This is a genomic window from Saccharospirillum mangrovi (assembly GCF_003367315.1).
Taxonomy (GTDB): Bacteria; Pseudomonadota; Gammaproteobacteria; order Pseudomonadales; family Natronospirillaceae; genus Saccharospirillum; species Saccharospirillum mangrovi.
The window spans coordinates 734,591-760,565 of record NZ_CP031415.1 but is presented as its reverse complement, the minus strand read 5'-3'; the positions used below and the strand labels follow the sequence as shown (position 1 = coordinate 760,565).

General features: G+C 60.0%; 18 protein-coding genes. 4 read left to right on the top strand and 14 right to left on the bottom strand.

Features of this window, described 5'->3' with window-relative positions; all coding sequences use genetic code 11:
- Nucleotides 1-5: 5 nt before the first annotated feature.
- The 5 genes from DW349_RS03625 to DW349_RS03605 form a co-directional block, all read right to left on the bottom strand.
- Entirely contained in the window at nucleotides 6-1,073 is a 1,068-nt protein-coding gene (locus DW349_RS03625; protein ID WP_108126180.1) for a FecCD family ABC transporter permease, read from the bottom strand.
- Nucleotides 1,073-2,101, bottom strand: a complete 1,029-nt coding sequence (locus DW349_RS03620; protein ID WP_108126179.1) for a FecCD family ABC transporter permease — start codon at nucleotides 2,099-2,101, stop codon at nucleotides 1,073-1,075. Before DW349_RS03620 ends, DW349_RS03625 begins: the two co-directional genes overlap by 1 nt.
- Complete coding sequence (locus DW349_RS03615; RefSeq protein WP_108126178.1) at nucleotides 2,098-2,970, bottom strand: ABC transporter ATP-binding protein; 873 nt, start codon at nucleotides 2,968-2,970, stop codon at nucleotides 2,098-2,100. Before DW349_RS03615 ends, DW349_RS03620 begins: the two co-directional genes overlap by 4 nt.
- A 148-nt stretch (nucleotides 2,971-3,118) precedes the next feature.
- Nucleotides 3,119-4,201 (bottom strand): hypothetical protein, encoded by a 1,083-nt coding sequence (locus tag DW349_RS03610; protein ID WP_108126177.1) that lies wholly within the window; start codon nucleotides 4,199-4,201, stop codon nucleotides 3,119-3,121.
- 49 nt (nucleotides 4,202-4,250) lie between these two features.
- Nucleotides 4,251-6,203, bottom strand: coding sequence for a TonB-dependent receptor plug domain-containing protein (locus tag DW349_RS03605; protein WP_108126176.1), 1,953 nt, complete (start codon nucleotides 6,201-6,203; stop codon nucleotides 4,251-4,253).
- Nucleotides 6,204-6,330: 127 nt separating this feature from the next.
- Between DW349_RS03605 and DW349_RS03600 the strand changes: the two genes are divergently transcribed.
- From DW349_RS03600 to DW349_RS03585, 4 genes are read left to right on the top strand one after another with little or no spacing between them, the layout of a single operon-like run.
- A complete protein-coding gene (locus DW349_RS03600; protein WP_162824608.1) occupies nucleotides 6,331-7,353 on the top strand; it encodes a hemin-degrading factor in 1,023 nt (340 codons plus the stop codon).
- On the top strand, nucleotides 7,350-8,174 hold the full coding sequence (locus DW349_RS03595) for a heme/hemin ABC transporter substrate-binding protein (RefSeq protein ID WP_108126174.1): 825 nt from the start codon (nucleotides 7,350-7,352) through the stop codon (nucleotides 8,172-8,174). The genes DW349_RS03600 and DW349_RS03595 overlap by 4 nt, the downstream gene beginning before the upstream one ends.
- Entirely contained in the window at nucleotides 8,171-9,217 is a 1,047-nt protein-coding gene (locus DW349_RS03590; protein ID WP_108126173.1) for a FecCD family ABC transporter permease, read from the top strand. Before DW349_RS03595 ends, DW349_RS03590 begins: the two co-directional genes overlap by 4 nt.
- The gene (locus tag DW349_RS03585) at nucleotides 9,210-10,010 is read left to right on the top strand and encodes a heme ABC transporter ATP-binding protein (protein WP_108126172.1); all 801 of its coding nucleotides are present in this window, start codon (nucleotides 9,210-9,212) and stop codon (nucleotides 10,008-10,010) included. Before DW349_RS03590 ends, DW349_RS03585 begins: the two co-directional genes overlap by 8 nt.
- Before the next feature lie 147 nt (nucleotides 10,011-10,157).
- On the opposite strand, the gene DW349_RS03580 is transcribed toward DW349_RS03585, so the two are convergent.
- The 9 genes from DW349_RS03580 to DW349_RS03540 all read right to left on the bottom strand — a co-directional run bounded on the left by DW349_RS03580 (nucleotide 10,158) and on the right by DW349_RS03540 (nucleotide 25,961).
- On the bottom strand, nucleotides 10,158-12,434 hold the full coding sequence (locus tag DW349_RS03580) for a Kelch repeat-containing protein (protein WP_108126171.1): 2,277 nt from the start codon (nucleotides 12,432-12,434) through the stop codon (nucleotides 10,158-10,160).
- 335 nt (nucleotides 12,435-12,769) lie between these two features.
- The gene (locus DW349_RS03575; protein ID WP_108126170.1) at nucleotides 12,770-17,704 is read right to left on the bottom strand and encodes an RICIN domain-containing protein; all 4,935 of its coding nucleotides are present in this window, start codon (nucleotides 17,702-17,704) and stop codon (nucleotides 12,770-12,772) included.
- A gap of 144 nt (nucleotides 17,705-17,848) precedes the next feature.
- Nucleotides 17,849-18,784, bottom strand: a complete 936-nt coding sequence (locus DW349_RS03570; RefSeq protein WP_108126169.1) for an SMP-30/gluconolactonase/LRE family protein — start codon at nucleotides 18,782-18,784, stop codon at nucleotides 17,849-17,851.
- A 99-nt stretch (nucleotides 18,785-18,883) separates the two neighbouring features.
- Entirely contained in the window at nucleotides 18,884-19,654 is a 771-nt protein-coding gene (locus tag DW349_RS03565) for an IclR family transcriptional regulator (RefSeq protein ID WP_108126168.1), read from the bottom strand.
- A gap of 525 nt (nucleotides 19,655-20,179) precedes the next feature.
- Entirely contained in the window at nucleotides 20,180-20,434 is a 255-nt protein-coding gene (locus DW349_RS03560) for a tautomerase family protein (RefSeq protein ID WP_232819345.1), read from the bottom strand.
- 76 nt (nucleotides 20,435-20,510) lie between these two features.
- The gene (locus tag DW349_RS03555) at nucleotides 20,511-22,016 is read right to left on the bottom strand and encodes a CoA-acylating methylmalonate-semialdehyde dehydrogenase (protein WP_108126166.1); all 1,506 of its coding nucleotides are present in this window, start codon (nucleotides 22,014-22,016) and stop codon (nucleotides 20,511-20,513) included.
- An 11-nt stretch (nucleotides 22,017-22,027) separates the two neighbouring features.
- On the bottom strand, nucleotides 22,028-23,194 hold the full coding sequence (locus DW349_RS03550; RefSeq protein ID WP_108126165.1) for an iron-containing alcohol dehydrogenase: 1,167 nt from the start codon (nucleotides 23,192-23,194) through the stop codon (nucleotides 22,028-22,030).
- A gap of 191 nt (nucleotides 23,195-23,385) precedes the next feature.
- Complete coding sequence (locus tag DW349_RS03545; RefSeq protein ID WP_108126164.1) at nucleotides 23,386-24,927, bottom strand: FGGY-family carbohydrate kinase; 1,542 nt, start codon at nucleotides 24,925-24,927, stop codon at nucleotides 23,386-23,388.
- 191 nt (nucleotides 24,928-25,118) lie between these two features.
- Nucleotides 25,119-25,961 carry a class I fructose-bisphosphate aldolase gene (locus DW349_RS03540; RefSeq protein ID WP_198650521.1) on the bottom strand — a complete coding sequence of 281 codons (843 nt, stop codon included), beginning with the start codon at nucleotides 25,959-25,961 and terminating at the stop codon, nucleotides 25,119-25,121.
- Nucleotides 25,962-25,975: the final 14 nt, after the last annotated feature.

The window sequence follows — 25,975 nt, the reverse complement described above, 5'->3', positions numbered from 1 at the left end:
TCCGCTTAAAGCGTGTTTTTGGCATGAGCCCGATGCAACAAAACGACAAAGACCGGCACGCCAATAATAGCCGTCACCAGGCCAGCGGGAATCTGGACCGGCGCAAACAAAGTGCGCCCGGCCAAATCCGCCAGGGTGACAATGGTGGCGCCGAGCGCCGCACTCAACAGCAAATGCAAACCAACGCCCGCGCGCGCTAAACGCCGCGCTGCGTGCGGCGCAATCAACCCGACAAAACCCAACGGTCCGACCGCCGCCGTGGCAATGGCCGCCAGCGCCACGGCCACGCTGATCAGCGCGTAACGCACCCAGCGCGCCGAGACGCCCAAACCCACAGCCGTCGCTTCGCCCATTTGCAGCGCCGCCATCGACCGACTCAACGCCAGCGCCAACGGCAACAACACCAACAGCCAGACAACCAGCAGTTTCACTTCCGACCAACTGGCCGCGTGCAGGCTGCCACTCAACCAGGCCAGCGCCGACAGCGCGCGCTCCACCTGGCCGTAGGTCAGCAAGGCGCTGGTGATGGCGGTAATAAACGCCGCCATGCCAATGCCCATCAAAATAAAGCGGATCGAACTGCCCCCGTTGCGGTTCCAGCTCAACGCCTGAATTAACGCCGCCACGGTCAGCGAGCCAAAAAACGCCGCCCAGGGCCGCCAGGCCGCGGGCAATTCGGGCCAGACAATGGTGAGTGCCACCACGGCCAAACCGGCGCCCTGGGAAATACCGACCAGTGACGGATCGGCCAGGGCGTTGCGCGTTACGCTTTGCAGCGCCGCGCCGGACATCGCCAACATGGCGCCGACCATGGCCGCCACCAAGGTGCGCGGAAAACGGAATTCCCAGACCACCGTGGCGCGGTCGGATTCGGCGTCGTGCCCGAGCAACACCGACCACACCTCGGCCGGCGACATCGAATAACTGCCCAGCATCAAACTGAGCGCGATCAAACCGGCAACCGCCACCAACAAACCCAGCAACACCCAGACGGCGCGACGCGGCACGCGCAATGACAAGCGCTCGTTGGTCAGCCGGACAATCCAATGTGAATGCAAAGAAGACGAAGGCATCAGCGCGCCCGTTGCCGAACCAAGTGAATAAACAGCGGCGCGCCCACCAAAGCGGTAACGATGCCGGTGGCGATTTCCTGCGGGCGCACAATTAAGCGCGCAATGGTATCGACACCGAGCAAATAGCCCGCGCCGACCAACGCGGAATACGGCACGATCCAGCGGTAATCGGAACCAAAAAACAGTCGCACTGCGTGCGGAATCACCAGGCCGACAAAACCGAGTGGCCCGACCAACGCAACGGAGCCTGCCGTTAGCGCCACCACGCACAACAACACCTGCACTTTCAGCCAGCCGGTGCGCACGCCCAGCCCGAGCGCCACTTCATCGCCCATCGCCAGAATGGTCACTTTGGACGCCAGCGCCATCGCCAATGCCAACGCAACCAATAACCAGGGCGCCGCCACCCAGAGCAATTCTTTGCCCTGGCCCGACAGCGAACCGGTGAGCCAGACGCGCAGTTGTTCGAACGATTGTTGATTCAATAAATGCGCGACCGAAATCAGCGCCGTCAGAAAAACCGTGACGGCGGCACCGGCGAGCGTCAACGTCAGCGGCGTGGCACCGCCCGGCGCCCACTGCGCAATCAACCAGACAATAAGCGCGGCCACCAAGGCACCGCCGGCCGCCACCCAGGGCAGCCAAAAGCCACCCACCCAACTGAACACCCCGACCACCATAACCACAGCGAAAGACGCGCCGGCCATTAAACCGAGAATGTGCGGTTCGGCCAGCGGGTTGCGCGTCACGCCCTGCAACAGCGCGCCGGACACCGCCAGACTTGCACCAACCAAGGCCGCCATAATGGCGCGCGGCAAGCGCAACTGGCGAACGATTAAATGATCAAACTGACTCGGGTCGTAATGAATAAAAGCTTCAAACACCGTGCCGAGCGGCACCGACCGCGCACCGACCGCCAGATGCCAGCCAAACAGCACGACCACCGCCAACACGCACAACGGCAACGCCGACAGGCCCAGCCATAAATGCTGACGTGACGCAGTGGGGGCGACGGCAACGGCCGTCATGCGATGCGGGCTCCAACGTCCACCCGGGAGGAAAGTTCGCCCAACGACGACGGCACACACAGCAGCCGCTGCGAATGCGGATCGCGAATGACGTGGGCATCGAGATCGAACACGGCTTTCAGATTGGCGCTGGTGAAAATGTCTTCCGGCGTGCCCGATTGTTCAATGCGACCATCGCGCAGCATCACCAATCGATCCGCATAGGCGGCGGCCAAGTTGAGTTCGTGCAACACGACGACCAACGTTCGGCCGGTTTCGTGCGCCAAGCGCACCAGCATGTCCATCAGATCGACCTGCACTTTCAGATCGAGAAAGGTGGTCGGCTCGTCGAGCAAAATCAGATCGGTTTGTTGCGCCAGCACCATGGCAATCCAGCAGCGCTGACGCTGGCCGCCCGACAAACCATCGACCGGCCGGTCGGCAAATTCCGACACCCGCGCTGTTTCCATGGCCGCCGTCACCGCACGCTCGTCTTCGCTCGACCACTGCCGCAACAAACTTTGATGCGGAAACCGCCCCTGCCCGACCAGTTCGCGCACCGTCAAACCTTCCGGCGCAATCGGCCCTTGCGGCAACAGGCCGAGTTTCTTGGCGACTTCGCGCGTCTTGCTGCGGTGAATGTCTTGCCCGTCCAGAATCACCTGCCCGGCACGCGGCGACAGAATCCGCGCCAGTGTTTTCAGTAAGGTCGATTTACCACTGCCGTTCGGCCCAACCAGAATGGTCACTTCGCCATCGGGCACTTCAAAATCGACACCGTCGAGAATGTTAACGTCGTCGTAACCAACGGTCAGCGCTTGGCCGGCAAGGCGACTGGCCGTCTTTTGGCCCAAGTTGGAGGAAGAATCGGGAGGCGTGTTCGCTGTCATGAGGCTCTCGTAACGGTCAGAGCTGGGGGAATGTGCAAAGGCGCATGGTATTGCGAATCGATTGCATTTTCAAATTGGTTGGCGGGGAAGCGGGCGTGAAAAAGCCGGGCTGGGCCCGGCTTTGGATCAGCGAAAGAGTGTGGTGGTTTTATTCGTCGCCGTAGTATACCGCCGCGGAACCATCGCCACTGACACCGCCGTTGAGTAGGAAGTCAACGGATGCCCCACCTGACGAATATTTGATGTCCCAAACAGAGGTTCCACAATCAACAGTCGTACCGCCGTCAAAGTCGAAGCAATTTTCGCTGCTGTCGTCTCGATTCCAGGTAATCGCGCTGTTATTAAAATTGGATTCGCCTGACTTCTGGACAAAGAATTTTGCAGCAACCGTTACAACATGTGACGTGCTGTTATAGGTCAAATTGGTAAAGCTGACTTTTGCAAAACTGTCGCCTTCGGCGGAACGCATAATTAAAACGTTTTCTGGGTTCGCCACATTGGTATCGGGAATCAACGTGCCAGTTACTTTATCGGTGCCGTCGCGATTAATCGCCGGGTCCAGTTCGTCAGCTGCAAAGGTCAGGTCGCCGACCAAATACGTTTCCTTCATGACGTCGGATGCATTGTCCGGTTTATCTGCCGAATCTTCATCGATAAATACGGACTTAATTGGGTTGCCTTCGCTGTCGTAATAATTGGATTGGGCGGCCACTAGAGCTGTTTCACGATTTTCGCCAACACTGACTGTTGTGCGATTGAACGACAGATCGAAATCATCCGATTCAGAAACAACAGTCAAGCCACCACTGGCTGTGAATGAGACATAAACAGTACTCGATGAGGCATCCAGTTCGTTTTCAAAAATCGTGTTGGCATCGCCGGTAATATCGCGATGCCTGAGGGTGATGTGCCCACTGGTTCCGGCATCGTTGTAATAATCCACTATCTGGAAAATTGTGACGATGTCGTCTGTGGTGTTATCCACCGCATAAACCCGGTAGTTGGGGAAGATTTTATGCGCGCCATTGAAGTTATACGCATACCAGGGTGACTCGACCAACACGTTGGTCATCCGGTCGGTGCTGAATTCAAAACCGCTGATGCAGGTTCCATCGGTGATGGTTCCAGAACAGGCATCATCGTTGTCGTCATTGTTACTGCTGGACGGGTTACAACCCGCCAGAACCATCAGTGCAAACGCCGCCGGTGCGGCCCATTTCAAGGTGTTCATATTGCCTCCGTTTATGTGTAGCAGGCTCACATCGCCCGTTGTAAATCGGTCAGGGTGCGTAGCGCAGACCAACCAGATATTCGCGGCCCAAAATGGGCAAAGGATCTTCACCGCCATTGGTCTTCGACCAGACGTCAGTCAGGTTGTCGACGCCCACTGTCAGCGTCAGTGAATCGGTTAAATCGGTTGCCAGAGAGACATCGATTAAGGTGTAGGGATCGACCGGTTGAATGGGTTCTTCGTCATCATTAATGGCGAAAAATTGTGGGCCGGTGTGCGTGATTCGAGTGTTCAGTCGATGCGGCCGGATGGTGCTGAAACGCCACTGATGATTCAGCCCTAAGTTGTACTCAGGACGGCGCGCCAGTGTCTCGCCCGTTTGAACATTTTCCGCACGCAAAAATTGTAATTCTGCAGCGAGCTTATGAGCGCCCAGTTCGCCATCGACGGCTAAATTAATGCCTGAAATATTGGCGCGATCGATGTTGGTGTATTCGTTTTCATCAATCCAACGACCAGCATCTGTTGGGTCGACATAGCCGCCGGTGCGACGTGTGGCAATCAGGTCTTTTACCGAGCGCTGGAAGTACTCGACTGAGAACGGACCGGCCACCCATTCAACCTGAAAACCCAGTGAACTTTCGGGCAGCAAATCTGGGTTGCCGTAAACCTTGTAACCGTAGGTAGGCGTGACGGTGCTGTGGTCGAATACATAAAAGCGCTCTTTAATGTCTGGAACGCGGTAACCCAAACCCACACTGGCGCGTAAAAATTGTTGCTCGGTTAAATCAAAACGGGTGGCAACATTCGGCGCCCAGAACACACCGTAAGCCTCGTTCCAATGGCCCCGAATACCACTGACCACTTCCCAACGGTCGCCAAGAAACCAATCGTCCTGTGCGTAGGCTTCGACGCTTTGCTGATCGGACGGTTCTATTTCTGCTTCGCCGGAATCTTCATTGGTTTGACCAAGAAATGCCGTGGTTACCCGAGTACCCACCACCTGTTCGTGACCCAAAAAATCGAAAAACAATCGACCATCGGCAGAGGCATTCCACAACTCACTGGTGCGTAAACTGGTTTTATGGGTTTCGGCCTCTTCGTACGAGCCCACCAGAATCAATTCGGCCGACTCACTCTGGCCGTGGTATTGGCCGCCAAGGTTCCAATATTCTTCGGTGCTTTCCTGTGGCTCTGTGCCGGACGGACGACTCAAATCCCAGCCACTCCAACTCACACCCAGGCTGTGATTGATGTCGCCACGAATGTCCCAGCGCTCATCCAATGACCAGGACAAACCTTGGTCGGTCTGGTCTTCCCATGTCTCAGGCGTGCGATCAAAACCGTTGTCCTGACTGACGGAAAACGTGGATGCCAGTTGCCCACCCAACAAAGGCGTTACCACGCGGCCATCCACATCGGTTCGGGTTGGGCCACGATCCGTACTGGCTTCTGCCTGACGCGCCCGGACGCCAATTTCATACCCCGGTTCTTCCGCCTGCCGAGTGATTAAATGCACCACTCCGCCCATGGCTGAGCTGCCATACAGCGACGACGCATTGGCGGACACAATTTCAATGCGCTCGACATTCGCCAATCGCACTTTGCGGGTATCGATGTTGGATTTATTGGCCTGGTTCAGCGGCACGCCATCGACCAACACCAGAACGTGTTTTTCGCTCATGCCGTTCAGTTGAATCGACGACCCCGTCTGCCCATGCGTCTGTATCAACTGAATGCCCGGTACATCAGCCAGCAAGTCTTCCAGCGTGGCCGCTTGCGAGCTTTCGATGGCTTCCCGGGTGATTACTTGCACCGGAACGGGGCTTTCTTCGATCAGGGTTTCGCTGAGTGTGCCGGTGATAACGACGGTTCCCAGCGGCAGGGCTTCTTCCGTCGAAGTGGCTTCTTCAGCCTGAACAGCGCTGACGAAAACCAGCATCCCGGTTGCGGCGGCGCACCACAGCAAACGCTGCGGCAGGGGTTGGCGAATTCTCTTCATCTCTTCTGATAACCATTTGTAAATGCAAATACTTATCAATTACTATAGAGAGAACGCCGATCTTGCGTCAACAACAAATGAGATTGGTTCTCATATAAATTGGATAACGGACATTCAGAGGCACCCCATGATTCACGCTGAACTGGCTCGCGCCTGGGCGACGCTCAAGGCTGACAACCCCAAACTGCGCATTCGCAACGCTGCCGAACATCTGGGCGTGAGCGAATTGGATTTGCTGTTAACCCGCCTGAACGAAGGCGTTACCTGGCTGACGCTCAGCGCCCAGCAACTGGCAAGTCGCCTGCCCACACTCGGCCGGGTAATGGCGCTGGTGCGTAACGACCACGCCGTGCACGAAACCAGCGGTGTGTTTGCCGACCTCAAAGGCGGCGAACAGGTCGGGCTGTTTTTGGGCGAGCAGGACCAACGCCTGTTCTTTTCCCAGTGGGCATTTTTCCTGGCGGTGGAAGAAGACGAACGCCACAGCCTGCAAGTGTTCGATGCCAGCGGCACGGCGGTGATCAAGATTTATCGCAAAGACGACAGCAACGTGGACGCCTGGAACAGCCTGGTCGCTGAATTCGCCGGCACGCTCGATGCCGCTCCGGCTTTGGCGGCGGTAGAAGCGCACGTCCGCCAACCGCTGTCGGCCGACACCGAACAGTTCCGCGCCGACTGGCAAGCAATAACCGACGTGCACCAATTCCACGGTTTGCTGAAGAAATACGAGGTTGATCGTTTAAGCGCGCTCGAAGCCGCCGGTGCGGATTTGGCCGAACGCGTTGACGTGGACGCCTGCGAAACCGTCATCACCGCCTGCCGCGACCGCGCCATTCCGTTGATGACGTTTGTGAACAACAAAGGCGCGGTGCAAATTCACACCGCCGTGCCGCAAAAACTGCTGCGCACCGGCCCCTGGTTCAACATTCTCGACCCCGGTTTCAACCTGCACCTGAGCACCGAAGCCATCGATTCCGCCTGGGTGATTCGTCGCCCGACCAGCGACGGACAAGTGACCTCGCTCGAAGCCTTCGATGCGCAAGGCCGCACCATCGTGCAGTTTTTCGGCGAACGCCGCGAAGGCAACGCCGAACGTGCCGACTGGCGCGCATTGATGGACGAACTCAGCGCCGCCGAGGTGACCGCATGAAATTGAAATGCGCTTTGGTGTTGGTCGTCACCGTGCTGTTCTGCGGCCTGGCGCAAGCGGAACGCCTGGTGACGATTGACGGCTCAATCACCGAAATCGTCTACGCCCTTGGGGCTGACGATCGCCTGGTCGGTGTCGATACCACCTCGATTTACCCGCAAGCCGCCACCGAATTGCCGGATGTCGGCTACATGCGCACGCTGTCGGCCGAAGGCATTCTGTCGCTGGCGCCGGAGCGCATCATCACCACCGAAGACGCCGGCCCGGCCGATACGCTGGAGCAGTTAATCGCCGCTGGCGTGCAGATCGACATTCTCGATAACGACCCCAGCCTCGACGGCCTGAAAACCAAAATTCAGGCCACCGCCGATGCGCTGGGTTTGAGTGACGCCGGCGCTCAGCTTGCCGCCAATGTTGATGGCGAAGTGCGCGCCGCCCAGCAGGCGTTGCAGCAAAGCGTCGGTCGCCTGAATGTGATGTTTGTAATGGATGGCGGTTCGCGTGGCTTCCAGGTCGCCGGCACCGGAACGCTGGCGAACGGCGCTTTGCAGGTTGCCGGTTTCAATAACGTTTTCGCCAGCATCCAGGGCTACAAACCGCTGACCCCGGAAGCGGCCATCGAAGCCAACCCGGATGCGATTCTGGTGTTTCACAGCCAGAACGACCTGGCGACGCTCGCCGCCAACCCGGCGCTGCGTTTAACCCAAGCCGTCGAAAACGGCCGCATTTACAGCGTCGATGACATCGACTTGTTGGCTTTCGGCCCGCGCCTGGGCTGGTCGCTGCAACAACTGGCGGAGCGCATGGCTGACGCTTCATGAACACCACGCCGTTTTCGTTGGCAATGGTGGCGCTGTTGGCGCTCGCTGTTGTTATGGCGCTCGCCATTGGCGCGGTGCCGGTGTCGCTCGATCAGCTCGGTTTATGGACGCTGCGCTGGTGGCCGGGCAACGCCATTGAACTGCCGCGCCACATTGAAATTGTGCTCAGCGACATCCGCGCACCGCGTTTGTTGATGGGTATGTTGATCGGCGCGTCGCTGGCAATGGCCGGCGCGTCGATTCAGGGTTTGTTTCGCAACCCGCTGGCCGATCCGGGTTTGATCGGTGTATCCAGCGGCGCTGCCCTGGCGGCACTGGCGGTGATCGTGCTCGGCAATACGTTGCTCGCCGGCTGGATGACGACCTTCGGATTTCTGGCGTTGCCACTGGCTGCCTTCGGCGGCGCGCTGGGCGTGACCTGGATCATTTATTGGATCGCCAAACGCACGCCCGGCGGCGGGCAAATCACCACGCTGATTTTGGCCGGTGTCGCCATCACCGCTTTCGCCGGCGCGGTGTCTGGCGTGCTGACGTTTTTAGCGAACGACGCCGCGCTGCGTTCGTTCACCTTCTGGAGCATGGGCTCGCTGGCGTCGGTCACCTGGCGCGATCTGGCTATCGCTGCGCCCTGGATTCTGGTGTCGCTGATCGCCTTTCCGCTACTGGCCCCGGCACTGAATGTATTGCTGATGGGCGAAGCGGTGTGCGAACACCTGGGCATCGACCCGCATCGCATTCGCCGACGGGTGTTTATTTTTACGGCCCTCGCCGTGGGCGCGGGTGTCTCTGTTGCCGGCATGATCGGCTTTGTCGGCCTGGTGGTGCCGCATCTGGTGCGGCTGTCCATCGGGCCCGACCACCGGGCGTTGATTCCCCTGTCCGGTATTGTCGGCGCAGCCTTGCTGGTCTGGGCCGACATTCTGGCGCGCATTGTGGTGGCACCGGCGGAGTTGCCCATTGGCATCATCACCTCGCTGATCGGCGGGCCGTTTTTTCTGTATTTATTGCTGCGTCACAATGGGAGCGCGCTGAACCATGATTAACGCTCAGCAACTAGTTTGGCGCGCCGGACAGCGCACCTTGGTCAACGGCATCGACCTACAACTGAAGCCGGGCGAACTGGTCGCGGTATTGGGTGCCAACGGTGCTGGTAAATCATCGTTGCTGAAAATCCTGTCCGGCCAATGGCCGCTGCAAAGCGGCACGGTGGAATTCGACGGCCAACCGCTCAGCGATTTTTCGCGCGCCGACTTAGCCAAAGTACGAGCGGTTATGCCGCAATCGAGCCCGCTGAGTTTTCCGTTTCGGGTGTGGGAAGTGGTCGCGCTTGGCCGCACGCCTTACGGCCGCAAACGCAAAGCGGTAGAGAAAAAACTGGCGCTGGAACGGCTGCGTTTAACCGGCACCGTACACTTAGCAGAGCGTTTATTTCCAACGCTCTCGGGCGGCGAAATGCAGCGCGTGCAATTGGCGCGTGTACTGCACCAGTTGTTGTCGTCACCGGCCGAGCATCGCTACTTATTTTTGGACGAATGCACCGCGAGTTTAGACCCGGCGCACCAACATCAAGTCTTTCAATTGGTGCGGCAATTAACCGCGCAAAAAATCGGTGTGTTCGCCATCGTGCACGACATCAATTTAGCCGCTCAATACGCCGACCGGGTATTGCTAATGAAGGCGGGCCGGCCGTTGGTGCTCGGCCCAGTGAAGGAAAGCTTAACCCCGGCTCGGGTTGCCGAAGCGTTCGCACTGCGCACCCACTGCCTGGTGCACCCGGAGGCGGACTGGCCGTTGTTGGTGGCACAGCGCGAGCCGGTGGAGCCGTTGCATCGGTAATGGCGTTGGGTTGGGTTGCAAACCGGCCGTGGGTGGCGACAAAAAAAGCGGGCCCCAGCCCGCTTCAAAAAACCGCTTAAATGCCAACGCCGGCGAGCACAAAACCGGCCGGCGTATGGCGGTGCGCCAGGCACCGCCGTGTAACCCTTAGCGTTCCAACGCCTGAATATTGGTTTTCAGGCCCAACTGCCAGTTTTCGCCATCGGTGGATTTCCAGACGTCGTTGAGGGGGGATGCGGTGATATTTTTATCCGCCCCGCCGATCACAAAAAGCGCGTTGTTGAAGACGACGGCCTGATGGTATTGGCGAGCGGCGAAAGGGTTGTTGCCACTCGCGGCCAGTTTCCAGGTGCTGCCATCGGATGAGACCCAGACGTTGTTGGAAACAGGGTCCTGACCCCCAATCACCCAGAGATGTTGATCGAAGACCACGGCTTGGTGGCTATTGGTTGGCAGGTTTGGCGTGCCCTCGAGCAATTCAATCGTTACGTCGGTCCAGGTTTCACCATTGGTGGAAGTCCAGATAGCAGCGGCGCCATTGCCATCACGGCCCAGCAGCCAGAGGGCCTTGCCATTGCCGTTATCAAACACCACCACCTGGTGCTCAGTCTGCCCCGCAGGCAGATTGCTGTTGTGTTTCGTCCAGGTATCACCATCGACCGAGGACCAGACATCGGCATTGTTGGAACCCCCGATGACCCACAGCTTGTCTCCCTCACCGTCGCCTGCGTTGAACACCACGACCTGGGGATATAAGCGAGGGCTGAATCGCTCGGAACCGGCTGGTTGGGTGTGCTCCGTCCAGGTGATGCCATTGGGTGATGACCAGACGTCGTTTAGGGCATTATTTCCATCCGTGCCGCCAATCACCCAAAGCTGGTCGTTGAACACCACTGCACCGTGCGAAGAGCGAGGTGTGAAAAAGGCTTCCTGGTTTACGTCCACCGGTGTCCAGTTCAGGCCGTCGGGTGAGGTCCAGAGGTCGTTGAGGTTTCTTAGTGAATCATTGCCACCAATCAACCAGAGCTGTTCGCCGGTGCCGTCGTCAAAGCTCACTACTTGGTGGTAGCGGCGCGCAAAGAAGTCGGCTTGGGCGCTGCGGTGCTGCCAGTGTTCGCCATCGCTGGACGACCAGGTGTCATTTAGAAAATAACCCCTTAGGTCACCACCGATCAGCCAAAGCGATTCATCGGCCCCATCGTTGGCGACGACCACCTGGTGGTACGCACGAGGCGGAAAATCCGCTGGCGGATCCTGCTCTGTCCAGACTTTGCCGTCCGGGGATGACCAGATATCGTTTTTGTTGTCACCGTCAACGCCCCCAATCACCCAGAGTTGGTCGTCGAACACCGCAGCTTGGTGCGCATAACGCGCCGAAAAGCGTTCCTCTTCGGGGTCGAGTTCAACTTGGTTCCAGGTGAGGCCGTCGCTGGACCGCCAGATGTCGTTGTTGCGTTGGAACGATTCATTCCGACCGCCGATCACCCAGAGTTGTTCGCCATCGTCCGCGTTGAATGCCACCACTTGATGGTCAATAAGTTTCGGCAAGGGCTCGCCGGAGGCCCCGGCGCCACCCAGGGCTATTTGCGGGGTAATCCAGTCGCCATTGTGGAGCAGATAGACATTGTTGGTGGCACTGCCACTGCTTTCTTCCCCACCAATCACCCAGAGGGTGTTCTCGGGGTCGCCCGGCTCAGTCGCGGCGATGTTCTCGAACACTACGACCTGGTGCCTATTAAGGGCTATCGGCAGGCTGGTTTTTGACTCCCAGTTCAGCCCGTCCGCCGAGGCCCAGACGGCCTGTTGAGGCCCAGCGTTAATACCGTCATCCTTCCAACCGCCGATCACCCAGAGTTTGTTCTGGTAAATCACCACCTGGTGATAGGCAAGAGGCCCGAAGTCTGCTTCAGCATCGCGCAACACCCACTGCACCCCATCGGGTGAGGACCAGATTTCAGCGCTGTTCCCACCAGGAATGTCACCCCCAAGTAGCCAAAACTCCCCGTTAAAAAACACCGCCTGGTGCGCCGCTCGCGGCGAAAACCGGCTGGGGCTGAGCAGGGTGTTGAGGCGTTGTCCGCCCTGGCGCAGTTGGTAGTAGCCGGGGTGACTGAGGGTGAGGGCTGTGTCGGTGAAGGCTTCGGTGGTGTTATTGAGGGTGTAGATGTTGGGGTTGGTGCAGCTCATGGTGTTGTCGGTATCAAACTCGCAGTCCCGGTCGCTGCTGGCGTGCAGTTCGGCACCGGCCAGGGGTTTCGATAACCGCAGTTGGGACGATTCGGTTCCAACCCAGGCTTCCAGTTGGACGGTGCCGGTAAACGGATCGTCATTGTCAGTGCCATTGCCGGCGCCGGAACAACCGGCCAGCGCCAGCACGGCCAGACATGGCAAGGTGATGCGTTGCCAAAGGGAACATTTGTTCATGGTGAGAGCCTCTCAGTAGGGCACTTTTTCAGGGCGTTTTTTTTAAGGCGTTTCTTTAGCCGGGCGCGTTTTAGCGTTTTAAAAGTGCCGGGATTAAAAGTGCCATTGGGTGCCAATTAATGAGCGATAGCGCGCTTATCCAGCGCGTTCGCCGAGTCTACGAGAGGGCCATTTGAGGCATCGTTTTACCGATCGTTTTATTTCGAGGCATTCGTTTGAAAAACGTGCATTTAGTTATCAGGAACGTTTGAGGCGTTAGCACATAGTGGGCTGGGCCAAAAAAAACGGCCGCCTGTTCGGCGGCCGTTTGCGTTATTGCTTTGCAAGTTGGGGCGTCAGTTCTGCCGCCAACGTTGCCCATCGCTGCTGGAGCAAACCTGCTGTTCCAGTGTGACGCCATTAGCGGTGCCGTTGTTCAACAGGCCCAGGCACAAACCACTCAAACGTGACTGCAATTGGAAGTAGCCGTCGCCGGTATCGACTGGCAACCATTGCTGGTTGTTGCCGCCGTTGCAGGTCCATTGCTGGACGTTGGCGCCGGCGCTGGTGCTGTTGTTGTCGACGTCCAGGCATTTGCCGGAATGCTCGGCGGTCAGCGTCAGGTAGCCGGCGCTGGTGGGTGTGGCTTGCCAGCGTTGGTTGGCGTTGTTGTGGCAACCCCAGAGCAACACATCGTCGCCGTCGGCGTTGCCCGCGCCTTCCACATCGGCGCAGCGGCCGCTGGATTTCGATTGCAGGCGGCTGGTGCCGGTCAGCAGTGCCTCCGGGCCTTCCAGTTGCAACAGATAACTCGCCAGTTGATTGCGCTGTTGCACCGTTAGGGTGTCGGTGCCGCCGTGGCTGCTGGAATCGAGGACGTCGGCCAGCGTGGCGGCCTGGCCGTTGTGCAGGTACGGCGCTTTGAACCAGAGGCCGAGCAGCGACGGGGTGTCGAAACCGACGCCAGCGAGCGTCTGGCCGCTGCCCTGGCCGGAGTTGGTTTGGATGGTACCAACGTCGTGGCGCAGGCCGTCGGCGAAGTAGTCACCGCTGTGGCAGGAGGCGCAGTTGAGGTTGTTGAACAGCGTCTGGCCGGCTACGGCGTCGGCGGTGAGGCTGCCGTCGCCATTGCGGTACGGGCTCGGCGGGGTTTCGTTGAGCGAGGTGACGTAGGCGGCGAGATCATCCAAGTCGGCATTCAGGCCGGCTTTGGCGGCGCCGAGCGGGTCGGCGGTGGCGGCAAAGTCGGACGCCGACAGGAAGCCGCTGCCACCGAACTCGTTGCGAATGTCGTTTTCGAAGTCGTGGATTTCGTCGAAATTCGCGGTCCAGTGGACGTTGCCATCGCGCGTGCCGGCGGCACCGATCAGGCTGCGGGTGTTGCGCAGGCCTTCGCCACGGTTGGTGAAGTCCCAGACGCGGCCGTCGGAGTCGCCGCCAAGGTGACAGGAGGCGCAGGTGATGTAGCTGTCGAGCGCCATGCGCGTGTCGGCGGCGTTGTAGAAGATACGCTTGCCGTTCAGTACCGAGGCCGACAGGGCTTCAACGGCAACGGTGTCGATCAGCGCCAGTGACGGGGCCAGGAAGTCGTCGCCGTCGATCAAGCCGCCGGTATCGAACACTTCCACGCTGCGACCCATAAAGTTGTGCACGTACAGGCGGCGGCCGTCGTCGCTGATGGCCAGGCCTTTGGGCGCGCGGTCGGTGATCAACTGACCGAGGCTGGAGCCGGCGTAGGCGTCGAGCAGTTCGACTTTGTTGTTGGCTTGCAGCGCGACGAACACGTAGTCACCGAGCGGGGTGAACACGGCGTCGCTGGCGAGGTTCGAATCGTTGAAATCGAACTGGGCGGCGAAGTCTTCGTCGTGTGTTGCCAGGTCGATTTGCGAAACGATGGTGCGCACGGTGCTTTCAAAGGTCAGCGCCTGGCCGCTTAAGAAGGTGCCGCGACCGGTGTTGACCTTTTGCGACGGCACCCAGGCGCGGTCGCCATCGGGCGAGATGGTCACGGCGGCCAGGTAGTTCGGGTAGCCCTGGGCTCGGTCTTCGCCATCGACGGTGGTGGTGTCGTTTTGCAGCACGATGGTTTCAGCCAGGTTCAAACCGGCGGCGCTGACCCGCCAGACTTCGCCTTGCGGCTGCACCGGCGAGATAAAGCGCGTCACGTAGATGTTCTGGCCGTTGGCCGAGACCGCCAGACCCCGCGGCGTTGAGCCGAGGCTGAGGCTGTCGAGCTGGGCGCCGGTGCCGGTGTCGAGCGACAGCAGTTCGCCGCTGGCTTCCAGGCTGACGTACAGCGCGCTGCCGGTCGAACTAAACACCACGCCGTACGGCCGCGAGCCGCGTGGCAGATCGACCGTGGTGACCACTGCACCGCTGGTGCCGTTGAGCACACTCAGGCTGTCGCTGCCCTGGTTCGCCACCCAGACATCGCCGTTGTTGGCAACGGCCAGCGTGCGCGGTTCTGCACCGACGCTGACTTCCCAGGCCACTTGCAAGGTGCTGGCGTTGATCGCCGTGACGGTGCCGGCATCGGTGTTGGCGGTGTAGATGCGGCCATTGGCCTGAACGATGCTGGAGGTGCGCGTCGGCGCTTGCGCTGTGAGCGTGCGATGCACCGTTTGCAGCCGGTTGGCAGTGGCGGTGTCGAGGCTGGCATCGCGCACGGTGACGATCACCGGGTAGTGGCCGGCAGTGGTGTAGCTGTGGCTGGCGTTCGGGTTGGTGCTGAACGCGCGGTTGCTGCCGTCGCCGAAGTCGTAGGCGTATTCCAGCGTGCCATCGCCACCATCGCCGACGGCGGCAAACTGCACGCTCTGGCCGGCTTCGACCGCACCCGGCGCGGGCAGTTCAACGCTGAGCGGTGCGATGAATTCATCGAACAGGGCGCGTTGTTCGCTGGCGCTGTCGGTGAAGGTGCCGCTGGAGACTTGCGTCCAACTGTTGCCATCGGCGCTGACTTCTACGCGGTAGTTGGCGATGCGGCCGTTGGAGCTGTTCTGGCGTGGCAGGTAGTCGATGCCGCCCAGCACCCGGCCTTCATTCAGCTTCAGTGTGATGTGGTGCGGGTGCACCGGGTCAGCCGCCTGCCATTCGGTGTGCCAGAAGGTGGCGGGGTTGTTGTCGATGGCGTTGAAGGCGGAGCCGTCTTCGCCGGCCAGCTCTTCGCTGTCGACGTCGTACAGGTCCAGATTGGCGACCGAAATCGCATTCAGGTTGTTGTCGAGCACCGTCAGTTCGGCAACCGAGCTCCAGGCTTCGCCGTTCACTTCCGAGTCGGCAATCAGTTTCACGAAGCAGACTTCATCGCCGGTGGCGTTGCAGCCCTGCACCGGTTGCAGCGCGCTGAATTCATAGAGCGCGGCCCAGGAATTCGGCGGCAACGAGGTGAAGTTCACGCGCATGTATTGAGCGGTGACCGGGCTGAAGGTGAGCGTTTGCTGGATGGTGGTCTCCGGGTTGTTGCTGCGGTCGGCAACTTGCGTCCAGCTGCTGCCGTCGCTGGAGACGTCGATGGTGTAGTTGTATTGCTCGCCACCGAATTCGAAGGTCAGTTGCGCGCCGGAGAATTCGTGCGGCGTGCCGTAATCGACCTGGAACCACTGCGGTACGGAGCCACTGCTGGCGGTCCAGCGGGTGCCGAAATCGCCGTCGTTGCCATCGCTGGCCGGGTGGCCGGCTTCGGTGGTGCTGGCGCTGGCGGTGCCGCCGCCGATCGGGCAGTTCTCGGTGCAGTCGGCCGAGCCGGAACCGTCGCCGGTGGTGAAGGTGGAGCTGAACGCCACATCCGTTGCGTTGCCGGACCAGTCGGTAATGCCACCGGCAGGAACGATCACTTCATAGGTGGTGTTGGCTTGCAGCGCCGCAGCCGGCGTGAAGTTCACAATGTCGGCCTGGCCGCTGTACTGGCCGGCCAAGGGTACGGTGCTGCCCTGCTCGCGCACGATAAAGGTGGTGTTATCGAGCGAGCTGATCAGGGCGTTGTCGGCCAGTGCCAAACCGATGCGGCTTTTCAGACCCTGGTTGGTGGCACCGTCACGTGGGCTAACCTGAGTGACGTTAGGGCCGGTCGAATCGGCCGAGGTTTGTTGAACAACAAAGCCATTGCCGCTGCCGTGGTCGTTACCGATATAAACCAGGTTACCGAACACCGACACCTGACCGTGGTCGCTGCCGCCACCGACACCCAAATTGCCCTCGCCCAGCAAAACCGGATCGGCCGGGGTGCTCATATCGATGACGCTGACGTCTTCCTGGTTGCCGGAGAAATAGCGGTCGCCCTGGGTGGCGCAATAGAGCGCTTCGTCGATGCGCAGTTCGTTTTTGCTCAGTTCGACAAACTGCGATGGGTCGCTGATATCGACCACCTGCATATAGGCCGGTGTGCCACGGTTGGTGAACATCACTTGCGAGCCGTTGAAACAGACGGCGTAAAAACGCTGGCCGGGCGCGTAGGTTGCCAGCAGTTGCGGCTGGCCGGGGTCGCTGATGTCGATGCTGGCGACGCGGCCGTTGGTGTCCATGCTCGACACGATCATGTGGTTGCCCATGGCGAAGATCGGCCCGATGCGGAAACCGCCGAGCAAAGAAATCGGCGTGCGGCTGACGATTTCCAGATTGTTGATGTCGCTGGTGTCGATCACCGTGATGCCCTGGTTGGCATTGGCGACGTACAGGTACGGCGCTTGCCAGGTCAGTTGCCAGGAGGTGTTGGTGTAATCGCCGGCGGCGATGTTGGGAATGTCGAAGGCGGTGACGCGCACCGGCGGCACGCCGGGGCCGACGTCGGTGAAATCCCAGATTTCCACGCCATAGCCGGTGGGAATGGCGGCGTAGAAGCGGCCATCCTGAATGGAAAAGCCGGTGCCGTGGTTTTCGCGGAAATCGCCGGTTTCACCTAAAAAGTGTGGGTCCTGCTGGCCGTTGCTGTAGCCGTTATAGGCGTCGCCAAAGCTGTAGGTGGAATCGTATTTGCGCGCTACCTGAGTCGGGTTGCGCGGGTCGGAAACGTCCAACACCAACCAGCCGCCGGACGAATGGCCGTGGTCTGGCGCGAAGATGCCAACGAAATAACCGTTGTACATATAACCCAGGTTCAAGCCAAACGCGGCCGCCGGGTCGTTGGAATTGTTGGGAATGCCGAGCGAGCCATCGACCATCGAAATGCGCTGGTACAGCTCATTGGCGTTGTAGTTGAGATTGCCCAAGCCCGGCCCATTCAGGGCGAAAGCGGCGGGCACGGCGGCCAGCGACACCAGCGCCGCCAACAGCATCCTTCTTATTGTTTTCATTGTGATCTCCTTGCCGAACGAACGACGCACGGTTCGTTCGGACGCACTGTGATTGGCAAGCAAACCGGCTGAGCCTTGTTGTGGTGAGACGTGTTCGGCTCGGTCCGGTTGATCCTTCAAAGACGTCTAAAGCGGGCAACCTCCTTAACCGCGACGGGCTCCAGCCGCATCGCCGACGTTACAAAGCGCTTCAGGCAACCCGCTCCAGGGCACCCGGATATGGAACAGACCACCGGCTTCGGGCTCGCGCTCAAGGGCAGCGGCGCTGAGTTCGAATTGGGCGGTGCAGATAAACAGATCGCGCAGGTCCGGCCCGCCGAAGGTGCAGCGGGTGACCTGGGAAACCGGCAGGTGAATGCGGGCGCTGAGCCGGCCATCGGGCTCGAATCGGCTGACACAGCCGCCGCCCCAGTGGCAGACCCAAAGGCCGCCTTGATCGTCGCAACACAGGCCGTCGGGTTTGCCATCGGCTTCGGTGAAGCTGGCGAATATTTGCGCTGGCCCGAGTGCGCCGCTGACTGGGTTGAGGTCGTAGCAGCGAATCTGGCGGTGAAACATATCGACCGCGTACAGGCGCTTGCCGTTCGGGCTGGCGGCGATGCCGTTGGCGACGGCGAAACCCCGGTCCACTTTGTCGCAGTGCAATTGGGCATCGAGGCGGTACAAAGCGCCGGCGGGGCGTTCCAGATCAGCCTCGCACAGGCTGCCGGTCCACAGGCGGCCGGCGCGGTCGGCCACGGCGTCGTTCAGGCGGACATCGGCTTCGTTGGCGGTGGGGTCGAGCAGGAAGGCGGTGGTTTTGAAGTCGGCATCAAGGCGATACAGGCCGCTGCGGCTGGCGGCAATCCAGCCATCGGCGTCGGTCGGCACCAGAGCGGTGATGCCGATATCGACGCTGTAAACGCTGTGCTGGCCGCTGGCGGGGTGGAAGCGGTGAAGGCGGTCGCTTTCGATATCGGCCCACACCAACGTGGCCGAATCGGCGCACCAGATCGGGCTTTCACCGATCACATCGGCGCAGTGCAAGACGCAGTTGGGGGTGTCGGTGAAGGCTGTATCGAGCGGTTGGGCGAAGGTCATCACGCAGGTTCCGCAGGTTGTTATTTTTTGACCAACCTAGCCTTCGCCTGCTTTAAAGTCAAAATAATGAGACAAATAATCTCATTATTGAAATATATTTCAGTTTTGCACGCCGTCGAGCACCTGACCGAGTTCTTTCGCCGCCCGCTGCATGGCCGGAATATGGCTTTTCAGTTCGTCCAGCGAGCAGCGAATCACCGGGCCGTGAGCGAACAAACAGGCCACCAACTGACCATCGCCAGTACGCACCGGCACCGAGACGGCCACCATGCCGTCGATGAATTCTTCGTTGTCAGTACCGTAGCCCTGAGCGCGAATCCGTTCCAATTCTGCGGCCAGTTCGTTGGGGTCGGTTTGGGTATTGCGGGCGCGTTTGTCGAGCGGCAGGTTGCGGATGACCCGCTCGCGGGCGGTTTTCGGCAACAGCGCTAAATAGAGTTTGCCGCTGGCGGTGCACCAGATGGGTACTTCCGAGCCGACCGGCAAATGCACCTGCAACGGCCAGTTGGCCTGAACGCGGTCGTAATAAAGCATGTCGGTGCCGTTGGGAATGGAAATGCCGCAGGTTTCGTCAACTTCACGTGCCAGCCCCTGCAAGATGGCTTGACGCTGAATCTTCACCTCGTTGCTGCTGAGCACACCCAACGCCACCTGCTGCAAAGCCGGGCCGGGGACCACATTGCCTTTGAGGTTGATCTGCAAAAAACCCGCTTCTTCCATCTGCTGTACCAGGCGATGCACCGTGGCTTTGGGAATATCGAGTTCGTCGATCAGGCTGGGCAGCGAAGCCCCGCGTTCGGCCAGGCTGACGGTTTTAACGATGTCGAGCACACGCAGGATGGAAGAGCCTTTTTCGCGGCGTTGCGTCATGGGCGGGAAGTGCTCCGTGGCGGTGGGTGGAAAGTGGGCAGACTATAACATGGGCATTGTTAGCGGTTTATCGAGCACTGATGAAAACAGTTCCTGCATTGAACCGTTTATTGCTCATCGATACCTTGGGTTTCCCAGGCGAGATCCGGTGTGCCGGCCCAGCCGGCTCAAGGCCGGGATGACGCAGTGACGTTTTTCGATGCACCTCACCATTCACATCTAAGCACCTATAAAAACCACGTCATCCCGGAAAGCCAGCGGCTTATCCGGGATCTCACCTGGGCAACCGAAACAAACGAGAGATCCGGTGTTCCAGCCCAACCGGCTCAAGGCCGGGATGACAAAGTGATGTTGGGCGGCCCATCTTAGCGTTCATATTTAAAGCACCCACAAAAACCACGTCATCCCGGAAAGCCAGCGGCTTATCCGGGATCTCACCTGGGCAACCGAAACAAACGAGAGAAAGCCATTTGCTGTAGCTGCAAAAAACAAGGGCGATTGCGTCCGACTGGCACTCACCAAACTCTACTCAGTTTTTTTTGAATCCAAGTGCAACTGACCTGCTTTACCCCAATGACTATCGTCATAATCCTGCAGGAAAATCGTCACCGCTTCCGGCGCAACACCATAACTGGTGACAAAAGCGTCGGTGATTTTTGCCACCAATTCACGCCGTTGTTCCAGCGTTCGGCCCGGCGATTGGGCAACCGTTACCACGGGCATAAACCGCTCCTTCAGGGTTGGTAAAAACAAGGGCGCATCCCTGCGCCCAACAATCATCCGTGCTCCGCTCTGATGGCGGTTTTTGGACAGGCAGTCATTGGCCGAAGCCGTCTTGCATCACACTCGATGGTGATCATTTCATCGTTGGCATGACAAACTCAGCCGGGGCTGCAACCTGGCTGTCGGGCCAACGGGTGGTGATGGTTTTCATGCGCGTGAAGAAGCGTACGCCGTCCGGGCCGTGCATGTGCAGCGGGCCAAACAACGAACGCTTCCAGCCACCGAAGCAGTGGTAGGCCATGGGCACCGGAATCGGCACGTTGACGCCGATCATGCCGACCTGAACTTCTTCGCCGAAGCGTCGTGCGGCCTGGCCGTCGCGGGTGAATATCGCGGTGCCGTTGCCGTATTCGTGAGCGTTGATCAGTTGCACGGCGCTGTCGAAATCGGGCACGCGTACCACGCATAAAACCGGGCCAAAAATTTCTTCGCGGTAGATGGTCATGTTCGGTTGCACATGATCGAACAGGCAGCCGCCGATAAAGAAGCCGTCTTCGTGGCCGGGTACTTTTAAATCGCGGCCATCGACCACCAGTTGCGCGCCCTGCTCGGCGCCGCTGTCGACGTAGCTGTGTACCTTGTCGCGGTGTGCGCGGGTGATCAGCGGGCCCATGTCGTTTTCATCGTTCACGCCATAACCGGCACCGATTTTCAGCGCTTCGACGCGGGGTTTTAATTGCTCGACCAGCGCATCGCCGACGGCATCGGTAACGGCCACAGCCACAGAAATTGCCATGCAGCGTTCACCGGCCGCGCCGTAGGCGGCACCCATCAAGGCGCTGACCGCGCCGTCGAGATCGGCATCGGGCATCACCACCAGGTGGTTTTTCGCTCCGCCCAGCGCCTGGGCGCGTTTGCCGTGACGGCTGGCGGTTTCATAAATGTATTCGGCAATGGGCGTGGAGCCGACAAAGCTGACCGCCTGGACGCGCTCGTCGGTGAGCAAGGTATCGACGGCTTCTTTATCGCCATTGACGACGTTGAGCACGCCATCGGGCAAACCGGCTTCACGCAGCAATTCGGCCAGTCGCAGCGCCACCGACGGATCTTTTTCCGAGGGTTTCAAGATAAAGGTGTTACCGGCGGCGAGCGCGATGGGGAACATCCACATCGGCACCATGGCCGGGAAGTTGAACGGCGAAATACCGACGCAGACACCCAGCGGCATCATCTGGCTGTGGGTATCGACGCCGGTGCCGACGTTGCGGCTGTATTCGCCTTTTTGGGCGTGCGGCATGCCGCTGGCGAATTCGACCACTTCCTTGCCACGCGTCAGTTCGCCGCGTGCGTCCGACAGCACCTTGCCGTGCTCGCGGCTGATCAGTTCGGCCAGTTCGTCTTCGTGTTCTTCCAGCAGGGCTTTAAAGCGAAACAGCACCCGCGCACGAGTGAGTGCCGCCGCGGTAGACCAGGCCGGAAAGGCCGCTTGGGCGGCGGCGATAGCGACGCGGGTGTCGTCGGCCGAGGCCAGTTGCACCTTGGCTTGTACCTGGCCGGTCGCCGGGTCGTAGACATCGGCGAGGCGGTCGCTGGTACCGCTGACGCGGGCGTTATTGATGAAGTGTTCAATCGTTTTCATAGGGCTTTCCTTTAAGACTGATTCCAGACGGTTTCGTAAAGCGTGACAATTTCGGCCGCCGTCGGCACACGCGGGTTGTTGCCGGGCGAACCCGAGGCCAGCGCCTGTTCGGACATCAATTCCAGCTTGCCGAAGAAGTCGGCCTCTTTGATGCCGAAGCCGGCCGGCGTCGGTACTTTCAGTTCGTCGTTCAAGGCTTTCAGTTCGGCCAGTAATTTGGCGTTGGCCGAGGCATCGCTGTCGCTCGCACTGGCAATGCCCATGGTGCGGGCGCAGGTGGCGTAGCGCTGTTGCGCGGCCGGAATCGACCATTCGGTGATCGCAGGCAACAGCATGGCGTTGCTCAGGCCGTGCGGTACGTGAAAGTGCGCGCCAATCGGCCGGCTCATGCCGTGCACCAACGCCACCGAGGCGTTGGAAAAGGCGACGCCAGCGAGCGTTGCGCCGAGCATCATGGCTTCACGCGCTGGTTTGTTATCGGGCTCGTGGTAGACGCGGCGCAGGTTGGGGGCAATCAGTTCGATGGCGGCCAGCGCCTGGCGGTCGCTGAACGGGTTCGCCTTCTGGCTGACGTAGGCTTCGATGCCGTGGGTCAGTGCGTCGATGCCGGTATCGGCGGTGACCCGCGCTGGGGCGGTCATCGACAGTTCGTAGTCAATCACCGCTGCCACCGGCATAAAACCCAGGCCCATGCAGAGCATTTTCTCGTCGGTTTTGGCGTCGGTGATGATGGTGACGCGGGTGGCTTCGGAGCCAGTGCCGGCGGTGGTGGGAATGGCGATGACCGGCAGGCCAGCTTCATCGAGGATGCGCGGCACTTTGTAATCGGCCATCTGGCCGCCGTAGGCACCGAGAATGGCGATGGCCTTGGCGCTGTCGATGGCCGAGCCGCCGCCGAGGGCGATCAGCGCATCGAAGTCGCCGGCTTTTACCTGCTCGACGGCTGGCAACAGTGAATCTTCGGTCGGCTCGGCCATGGTGTCGGCGAAGACATCGCTGCTGATGCCGGCGCTGCCGAGGATGTCTTGCAGGCGTGCGGCGTGGCCGAGCTGCACCATGATCGGGTCGGTAATCAGCAACGGTTTTTTGCAACCCAGGGTTTTCAGCAAGGCCGGTACTTGCTGCACCGCGCCGGCGCCGGTTTCCATTAACCGGGGAAGAACAATTCTGTGTGTCATGGTCGGACCCTCTTTGCGGCCGGTGGCACGGCCTGGCGTTCGGCGGCTGAACCGCGCCGCTCTCTGAGTTTTACTCACTATAATTTTATAATGAGACTTTTTGTACCGTTTTTATAAATTTTATCGACAAGCCGCACTCAGCCCTGCCCGGGCATCACAGGCCGGGCACAGACGAGTGGACGATTTTGGGATCAATCGGTGCGGGTTAACGCCTGGTTGAACTCGGCCAGGTCGCGCCACAGCGGCTCCATGGCGGTGCGCAGATCGCGGAAGAAGCGGTAGCGGCGCTCGAAGAATTGGCGCTGTTCGGCACGCGGCTGGTAGCGCGCGCTCAGCCGCGTCATCTGGGCCGTGCCGACGGCGTAGTCGGCAAAGCAACCGGCGCCGACGCCAGCGGCGATGGCCGCACCGAGCGCGCCGGTTTCGCTGCCTTCGGCGGTGTCGATGGTGATATCCAGCACATCGGCAAAGAGCTGCGCCCAGTAATCGCTGCGTGCGCCGCCGCCGGTCAGGCGCACCGAATCGAAGCGGACACCGGCGGCGCGCAAGCGGTCCAGATGATGGCGGTGACCGAACACCACACCTTCAAACAACGCATACAACATGGCGCTACGATCGTGCCAGCCGGTCACGCCATAAAAGCCGCCCCGGGCGTGCAACGCCTGGCCGGCACCATAAAGATAGGGGTGGAACAGCGGCAAGTCGGCCGGCAGGGCCACTTCAACCAATTCTTCGGCAATGATCTGGTAGACCGAAGCGCCGCATTCGCGGGCGCGCAAGGATTCGTCGGCGCAGAACTCGCGGATAAACCATTCCAGATTGGCCGTCGAGGTGGCGCTGGATTCAATCGCCAGAAAGCGGTTGGCATCGAAGGTGCTGGCCATAAACACCGAACCGGGTTTGGGCGGCTGCTCGACAATCACCTGATTGATGCTCCAGGTGCCGGCAATCAACGACGCCTGGCCGGTGCGCTCGACGCCACTGCCCAGCGCGCTGGCAACCACATCGAACAGGCCCGCGACCACCGGCGTACCGGCCGCCAGACCCGTCAGTTCAGCGCTAGCGGCGGTGACTTCGCCGACCACTTCGGTCGATTGATGCAGCGGCGGCAACCAATCGCGGGCGTCGTCCAGGCCATAGGCGTGCAGCAGGGCGTCGGAATAACCGCCTTTGCCAAAGTCGATCAGGCCGCAGCCGCTCATATCGCTGAAGTCGCTGGAGCGTGCGCCGGTGAGCCGATGCACCACCGAATCCTTGCACAGAAAAGCGGTGCCGATGCGGCGGTAAAGCTCGGGCTTGTGCTGACGCAACCAGCGCAACAACACCGGCGTTTGCGCCGCCCAGATGCCCTGATGATTCAGCGGCAAAATCGCCGCTTCGTCCAACACACCGCTGGCGACCAACGCTTCGGCGCGGGTATCCATCGACTGAATGGCTTTGAGCGGCTGGCCGTCGTGGTCGAGCAGATACAGGCCGTTGCCGTGGCCGCTGACACCGATGGATTGAATCGCCGTGCCGGCAACGCCCGCTTTCGACAACACCCCGGCAATCGCCTTAACACAACGCTGCCAATGTTCGTCCATATCGGTTTCGGTAAAACCGGGCGCGGGTTGCTGGGTACTGACGTTCTCGGCGTGCACCGCCACTTCGCGGCCGTTCAATTCAAACAGCGCTGCTTTCACCACGGTGTTGCCACAGTCGATGCCCAGCAATAAGGGCGTCTGCCTTGCCATAACCTGCTCGCTTTCTTGTTGTTGTTTTGTGTCTTCTTTCCAACCTAACCACAGCCAGTAGTCATCCGCTTGGCCCGGCTGGTTGGTGGCCGTCCCTGGCCATGGATGGCCAGGGTCGAGCCCCCATGGATGGGTTTACGGCGTGCCGCCAACCAGCCGGGCCAAGCGGATGACGGACGCCCACCCCAACCTCAACCCTGCTGATAAACCGCCATAGCCGCCTCAGCACTGATCCCATCGTGAATCATCGCCATCAGCGCCTTCACCACTCGGCTCGGGTCCGGATGCTGATAGATATTACGACCATAGACCATGCCATGCGCACCCTGCTTCAGCAGTTGCTCAGCCTTGCCGAACACCGCCGACAAATCCTCTTTACCACCGCCACGCACCAACACCGGACAACGCGCCGCCTCCACCACTTCGTGGAAATCTTCCGCTTCGGCAGTCGGATCGGCCTTAATGATGTCGGCACCCATTTCACGCGCCAACCGCACCAGCGTAACGATTTTCTCGCGGTCGCCATCGACCATATAACCGCCGCGACCATCCTGCGGCTGCATCACCAATGGCTCGATCATCAACGGCATGCCAACGCGGTCGCAGGCATTGCGCACCTTGCCGATGTTGTGCACGCACTGACGAAACAGATCCGGCTCGTCCGGCAACATAAACAGATTCACCACCACACAGGCCGCGTCCATTTGCAGCGCGGTGTTGATCGGGTCGTCTTCGTTCTGCAACACCGCCCACATGCTGCGATGGCGATGCGGGTTGTAGGGGTTGCCCATATCGGTGCGCAACACCAGCGCCGGCTTGTTTTTGCCATCGCGGTTTTGCAGCAAATCGGCCTGGCCGTAATTCATCTGAATGGCGTCCGGCCCGGCGGCGACCAGTTGATCAACCACGCCGGCCATATCGGTCAAACCGTTCAGAAACGTCGGCTCGTTGCAGACGCCGTGGTCGATGGCGACATCCAGGCATTTGCCGTTGCTGAGTAATCGGTTCATGCGAACCTTGTGGGTATTGAACATGGTGGGCTCCTTAT

Bases quoted from the DNA above. Each gene is read 5' to 3' on its own strand.
- DW349_RS03625 (WP_108126180.1), bottom strand. From the start codon at position 1,073: ATGCCTTCGTCTTCTTTGCATTCACATTGGATTGTCCGGCTGACCAAC.
- DW349_RS03620 (WP_108126179.1), bottom strand. From the start codon at position 2,101: ATGACGGCCGTTGCCGTCGCCCCCACTGCGTCACGTCAGCATTTATGG.
- DW349_RS03615 (WP_108126178.1), bottom strand. From the start codon at position 2,970: ATGACAGCGAACACGCCTCCCGATTCTTCCTCCAACTTGGGCCAAAAG.
- DW349_RS03610 (WP_108126177.1), bottom strand. From the start codon at position 4,201: ATGAACACCTTGAAATGGGCCGCACCGGCGGCGTTTGCACTGATGGTT.
- DW349_RS03605 (WP_108126176.1), bottom strand. From the start codon at position 6,203: ATGAAGAGAATTCGCCAACCCCTGCCGCAGCGTTTGCTGTGGTGCGCC.
- DW349_RS03600 (WP_162824608.1), top strand. From the start codon at position 6,331: ATGATTCACGCTGAACTGGCTCGCGCCTGGGCGACGCTCAAGGCTGAC.
- DW349_RS03595 (WP_108126174.1), top strand. From the start codon at position 7,350: ATGAAATTGAAATGCGCTTTGGTGTTGGTCGTCACCGTGCTGTTCTGC.
- DW349_RS03590 (WP_108126173.1), top strand. From the start codon at position 8,171: ATGAACACCACGCCGTTTTCGTTGGCAATGGTGGCGCTGTTGGCGCTC.
- DW349_RS03585 (WP_108126172.1), top strand. From the start codon at position 9,210: ATGATTAACGCTCAGCAACTAGTTTGGCGCGCCGGACAGCGCACCTTG.
- DW349_RS03580 (WP_108126171.1), bottom strand. From the start codon at position 12,434: ATGAACAAATGTTCCCTTTGGCAACGCATCACCTTGCCATGTCTGGCC.
- DW349_RS03575 (WP_108126170.1), bottom strand. From the start codon at position 17,704: ATGAAAACAATAAGAAGGATGCTGTTGGCGGCGCTGGTGTCGCTGGCC.
- DW349_RS03570 (WP_108126169.1), bottom strand. From the start codon at position 18,784: ATGACCTTCGCCCAACCGCTCGATACAGCCTTCACCGACACCCCCAAC.
- DW349_RS03565 (WP_108126168.1), bottom strand. From the start codon at position 19,654: ATGACGCAACGCCGCGAAAAAGGCTCTTCCATCCTGCGTGTGCTCGAC.
- DW349_RS03560 (WP_232819345.1), bottom strand. From the start codon at position 20,434: ATGATTGTTGGGCGCAGGGATGCGCCCTTGTTTTTACCAACCCTGAAG.
- DW349_RS03555 (WP_108126166.1), bottom strand. From the start codon at position 22,016: ATGAAAACGATTGAACACTTCATCAATAACGCCCGCGTCAGCGGTACC.
- DW349_RS03550 (WP_108126165.1), bottom strand. From the start codon at position 23,194: ATGACACACAGAATTGTTCTTCCCCGGTTAATGGAAACCGGCGCCGGC.
- DW349_RS03545 (WP_108126164.1), bottom strand. From the start codon at position 24,927: ATGGCAAGGCAGACGCCCTTATTGCTGGGCATCGACTGTGGCAACACC.
- DW349_RS03540 (WP_198650521.1), bottom strand. From the start codon at position 25,961: ATGTTCAATACCCACAAGGTTCGCATGAACCGATTACTCAGCAACGGC.